Origin of the sequence: Anaerotruncus massiliensis (ex Togo et al. 2026) (genome assembly GCF_030825285.1) — a bacterium.
Lineage (GTDB): Bacteria > Bacillota > Clostridia > Oscillospirales > Ruminococcaceae > Anaerotruncus > Anaerotruncus massiliensis.
Genome location: NZ_JAPJQF010000095.1, coordinates 1 through 4,420 on the forward strand (window position 1 = coordinate 1; position 4,420 = coordinate 4,420).

Below are 4,420 nucleotides of genomic sequence, written 5' to 3' on the forward strand. Positions count from 1 at the left end.
GTGCCGACAATACTTGGAGGGTGACTTCCCGGGAAGATAGGTCTATGCCAGCTCCACAAAAAGCAACGTCCTTCGGGCGTTGCTTTTTTGTTTCCTGAGTTCCCTTTTTCCAGCGGCCAGACGGGGCTTCTTGCAGGAATCCCCGATTTGTAATACACTATAGAGGGGAAAGGGGGCGCGGATATGGAGCGGCTGAGGCGTTTTTATGAAGCGCACCGGAGGCCGGTGCGGATTGCGGGCGCCCTGCTTGCGGGGCTGCTGACGCTTTGCTATCTGCTTATCTTTTTTCAGCGGGGCGCAGACCTCTACGACACCTTCCTGCGGCGGAAAGCGTCCCCCTATTCCGCCTCCGCGTGGACCTACAGCGGAAAAAATCACTGGGGGAGGGTGCGCATCGACGTCGAAGCGGTGGAATCGAACACCTATCGGCTGATTTACGCGCTGCCCGGAAACCCTGAGCGGGACTACCTCGTGCGTTTTGCCGGGGCGGAGGACCGCTATGCCGAGCGGCAGATCGTGATCAGCAGCGGCGGGGTGGAACGGTTCCGGGGAACCTACCACCCGGACGGCCTCTTTCTCTATAACGAGCAGGGGGAGCCGGTGCTCGACGTGGACGCCTTCGTCTCCCACGACGGGAAAAACCCCTTTGCCGGGCGGGAGCCCTCCTATTACGACATGGCGCAGCTGGCCTCCGGCAGCGGAGACGCGGTGCGGGGCAACGGCGACCTCCTCTTTTCGGCGGTCCTGATCGCGGCTCTCTGGGCGGTGGACCGGCGGTGGCCGCGCCTCTTTTTTGATCTGCGGCACATGTGGTGGTGCGTCGGCGCGGAGCCGAGCGAGCTGTTTTTATCGGCGCAGCGGCTGCTTTGGGTCGTGCTGCCCATTTTATCGATCTTTCTGGTGCTCCTGGCGCTGATCATTCACTAAGGGGAGGAAACAGAGATGAACCAGTTCCATCCAAACCGGACAAACGCTTCCGGGGCGCTCTTTTTCGGCATCGCGGCGCTGCTCAGTTCGCTGATGGGCGACCTGATGGCCGCCCTCGTGCTGGGGGTCGCGGGGATTTTCCTCGGGGTCGTCACGCGGAAATACGCCGCGCCCGACGAGGGCAGCGGGCTTCCGATCACGGGGATTGCCCTGTCGGCCGCGGGGCTGCTGATGGCAGGGCTGATCTTCGCGCTGCTCATGGTGGGCGGCCTTGCCGCGCCGGCCGCGGGACTTTAAATCCATATCGGGCCAGGGGCGCGTCCGCAAAAAAGTGCGGGCGCGCCTCTTTTGGGTATTGCGGAGTAAAAGAGTATATGATACAATATCTTGTGTCAGATATTCTATATAAGGCGACTATCTTGTGGCAGAGGAAGGGACAATATGAAAATCGGCAAGAATGCGATTACCGTATTGGAAAAGCGGTACCTGAAAAAGGATGAAAACGGAAAGAATATTGAGACGGTCGAGCAGATGTTCCGCCGCGTGGCGGACGCGATCGCGGCCGCGGACGCCGCCTACGACGACAAGGCGGACGTCAAAAAGCTGTCCGACCGGTTTTACGAGCTGATGACCAATTTGGAGTTCCTCCCCAACTCCCCGACGCTGATGAACGCGGGCAAGGAGCTCGGACAGCTTTCCGCCTGCTTCGTGCTGCCGGTGGGCGACTCGATGGAGGAGATCTTCGAGGCGATCAAACAGGCGGCGCTGATCCACAAGTCGGGCGGCGGGACCGGCTTTTCCTTCTCCCGCCTGCGCGCCTCGGGCGCGACGGTGCGCAGCACCGGCGGCGTGGCGAGCGGGCCGGTCAGCTTTATGCGGGTCTTCAACATGGCCACCGAGGCGGTCAAGCAGGGGGGCACCCGGCGGGGCGCGAACATGGGCATCCTGCGGGTGGATCATCCGGATATCCTCGATTTCATCGACTGCAAGAAGAACAACGCGGACATCACCAACTTCAACATTTCGGTGGGGATCACCGAGGCGTTTATGCAGGCGGTGCAGAACGGCGACGCCTATGAGCTGGTCGACCCCAAGAGCAAGCAGGCGGTCGGCGAGCTGGAGGCGCGCGAGGTGTTCCACAAGATCGTCGAGAGCGCGTGGCGCAACGGCGAGCCGGGCATCATCTTCCTCGACCGGCTCAACCGGGACAACGTCGTCCCTTCGCAGGGGGAGATCGAGAGCACCAATCCCTGCGGCGAACAGCCGCTGCTGCCCTATGAGTCGTGCAACCTCGGGTCGATCAACCTTGTCACCATGCTCGCCAAGGACAAGAACGGCTGGCGGATCGATTATAAAAAACTCGAGCGGACGGTCGAGGACGCGGTGCACTTCCTCGACAACGTCATCGACGTGAACAAATATCCGCTCGAGGAGATCGATTTCACCACCAAACAGACCCGCAAAATCGGGCTTGGCGTGATGGGCTGGTCGGACATGCTCGCCTATCTCGGCATGTCCTACAATTCCGAGGAAGCGGTCGCCCTCGCGGGCGAGGTCATGAAGTTCATCACCGAGACGGGCCGCCGCGCCTCCGCGCGGCTTGCCAAGGTACGCGGCGCCTTCCCGCTCTTTGGGGAGAGCATCTTCGCCGCCGGGGAACCGCTGCGCAACGCCACGATCACCACCATCGCGCCCACCGGGACCCTGTCGATCATCGCGGGCTGCTCGTCGGGCGTGGAGCCGGTGTTCGCCTACGTCTTCATCCGCAACGTCATGGACGGCACCGAGATGATCGAGGTGAACCCCGTGCTGCGGGAGACCCTCGAGGCGCGCGGCCTCTACAGCGACGAGCTGATGAAAAAGATCGCCGCGGAGGGAACCCTCCAGCACATCGACGAGATCCCCGACGACATCAAGCGCGTATTCGTCTGCTCCCACGACGTGAGCCCTCTCTACCATGTCAAGATGCAGGCGGCGTTCCAGAAGCACACCGACAACGCCGTCTCCAAGACGGTCAACTTCGCGCACGGCGCGACGATGGAGGACGTTGAAGAGGTCTACATGCTCGCCTACGAGCTCGACTGCAAGGGCGTCACGATCTACCGTGACGGCAGCCGCGCCGAGCAGGTGCTCAACATCGGTTCGGTGAAGAAGGAGGGCGAGACGGAAGCGCCGCCCGCCATGCGCACGGACATCCGTCCCCGTCCGCGCCCGGAGGTCACCTGCGGCCTGACCGAACGCATGAAGATCGGATGCGGCAACCTGTACGTCACGGTCAACTATGACGAGCATGGCATCTGCGAGGTGTTCACCTCCACCGGCAAGGCGGGCGGATGCCCCTCCCAGTCGGAGGCGACCGCGCGGCTGGTGTCCATCGCGCTGCGCTCAGGCGTCTCGATTGACGAGATCCTCGACCAGCTCCGCGGCATCCGCTGCCCCTCCACCATCCGCCACGCGGGGATGAAGTGCACCTCCTGCCCCGACGCGATCGCCCGCGTCATCAAAAAGACCGCCGACATGATCGAGAACCAGAAGCTCGGCCTGCCCGCGGCGGAACCCGCCCGGACCGAGGCGCCCGCCTCCGGCGCGGCGGCCCTCAACGCGAAATTCTGCCCCGAGTGCGGCAGCGCCCTCGAACATGAGGGCGGCTGCGTAAGCTGCCGCAGCTGCGGATACTCCAAGTGCAACTGAGGAGAACGGAAAAAGAAGGCCGGGGACGAAAGTCCCCGGCTTTCCTTTTGCGGCTCTTTCGAGCCGCAGGGGCCGGCCTTTTGAAAAAGGCCTTGCGAAAACTTTGATCAGGCCGGCCGCCCCGCGCCCCACCCCGCCGCGACCCGTGAGGCGGGGTCCCGTCAAAGCCCGGCGGAGGCCGCCAGCCTCGCCCGCAGCCGCCAGCCCCCGGCAAACGCCGCCGCGGCCGTGCAGTCGCACAGCGCGGCCTGCGCGTCCTCGACGCGCAGCAACAAACGCCGCTGGCGTTTGTTGAGCGTTTGCCGGAGCGCCGCGCGCGCCGCGTCGTATTCGTCCGATGCGGCGTTATATTCCGGTGTGTCGCGGCAGCGCTCCTCAATGAAGGATAACCGCTCGAGATATAGCTCCTCTAAAGTGTCTGACATAGCATTTCCTCCTTTATGAACACCATATGGTGTTCATAAAGCCAATTATACACCAAACGGTGTATAATTGCAATCAGAAAACCGTGCTTGGAGGAGAAAAAATGGCAAAATATTTGCGGATACATGATCTTCGCGAGGACCGCGACAAAACACAGCAGCAACTGGCAGACGAGCTGAACATGTACAAGACGACTTACGCTCGTTATGAGCAGGGGGAACGCGAACCGCCATTTGCATTTATGATTCAGCTGGCGCAATACTATGGCGTGAGCCTTGACTATCTGGCTGGATTGACAGACTCCCCGGAGCCGCCGGCGGAAAACAACGCCCCGTAGAGGCGTTCGCGCGCTTTGCGCGCGTGCGCGGCAAAGCCGCGC

The 4,420-nt window shown here is 62.3% G+C and carries 5 protein-coding genes; 4 read left to right on the top strand and 1 reads right to left on the bottom strand.

Going from position 1 to position 4,420, the window contains the following annotated elements; genetic code table 11:
• Positions 1-183: 183 nt before the first annotated feature.
• The 3 genes from RCI06_RS14205 to RCI06_RS14215 all read left to right on the top strand — a co-directional run bounded on the left by RCI06_RS14205 (position 184) and on the right by RCI06_RS14215 (position 3,618).
• Positions 184-927: a hypothetical protein gene (locus RCI06_RS14205; RefSeq protein ID WP_306576423.1), complete on the top strand. Its 744-nt coding sequence runs from the start codon at positions 184-186 to the stop codon at positions 925-927.
• Positions 928-942: 15 nt separating this feature from the next.
• Complete coding sequence (locus RCI06_RS14210) at positions 943-1,224, top strand: hypothetical protein (RefSeq protein ID WP_306576424.1); 282 nt, start codon at positions 943-945, stop codon at positions 1,222-1,224.
• A gap of 144 nt (positions 1,225-1,368) precedes the next feature.
• Positions 1,369-3,618 carry a vitamin B12-dependent ribonucleotide reductase gene (locus tag RCI06_RS14215; RefSeq protein ID WP_276874622.1) on the top strand — a complete coding sequence of 750 codons (2,250 nt, stop codon included), beginning with the start codon at positions 1,369-1,371 and terminating at the stop codon, positions 3,616-3,618.
• Positions 3,619-3,779: 161 nt separating this feature from the next.
• On the opposite strand, the gene RCI06_RS14220 is transcribed toward RCI06_RS14215, so the two are convergent.
• Positions 3,780-4,043, bottom strand: a complete 264-nt coding sequence (locus RCI06_RS14220; protein WP_121587135.1) for a DUF6809 family protein — start codon at positions 4,041-4,043, stop codon at positions 3,780-3,782.
• 101 nt (positions 4,044-4,144) lie between these two features.
• Between RCI06_RS14220 and RCI06_RS14225 the strand changes: the two genes are divergently transcribed.
• The gene (locus RCI06_RS14225; RefSeq protein ID WP_121587134.1) at positions 4,145-4,378 is read left to right on the top strand and encodes a helix-turn-helix domain-containing protein; all 234 of its coding nucleotides are present in this window, start codon (positions 4,145-4,147) and stop codon (positions 4,376-4,378) included.
• Positions 4,379-4,420: the final 42 nt, after the last annotated feature.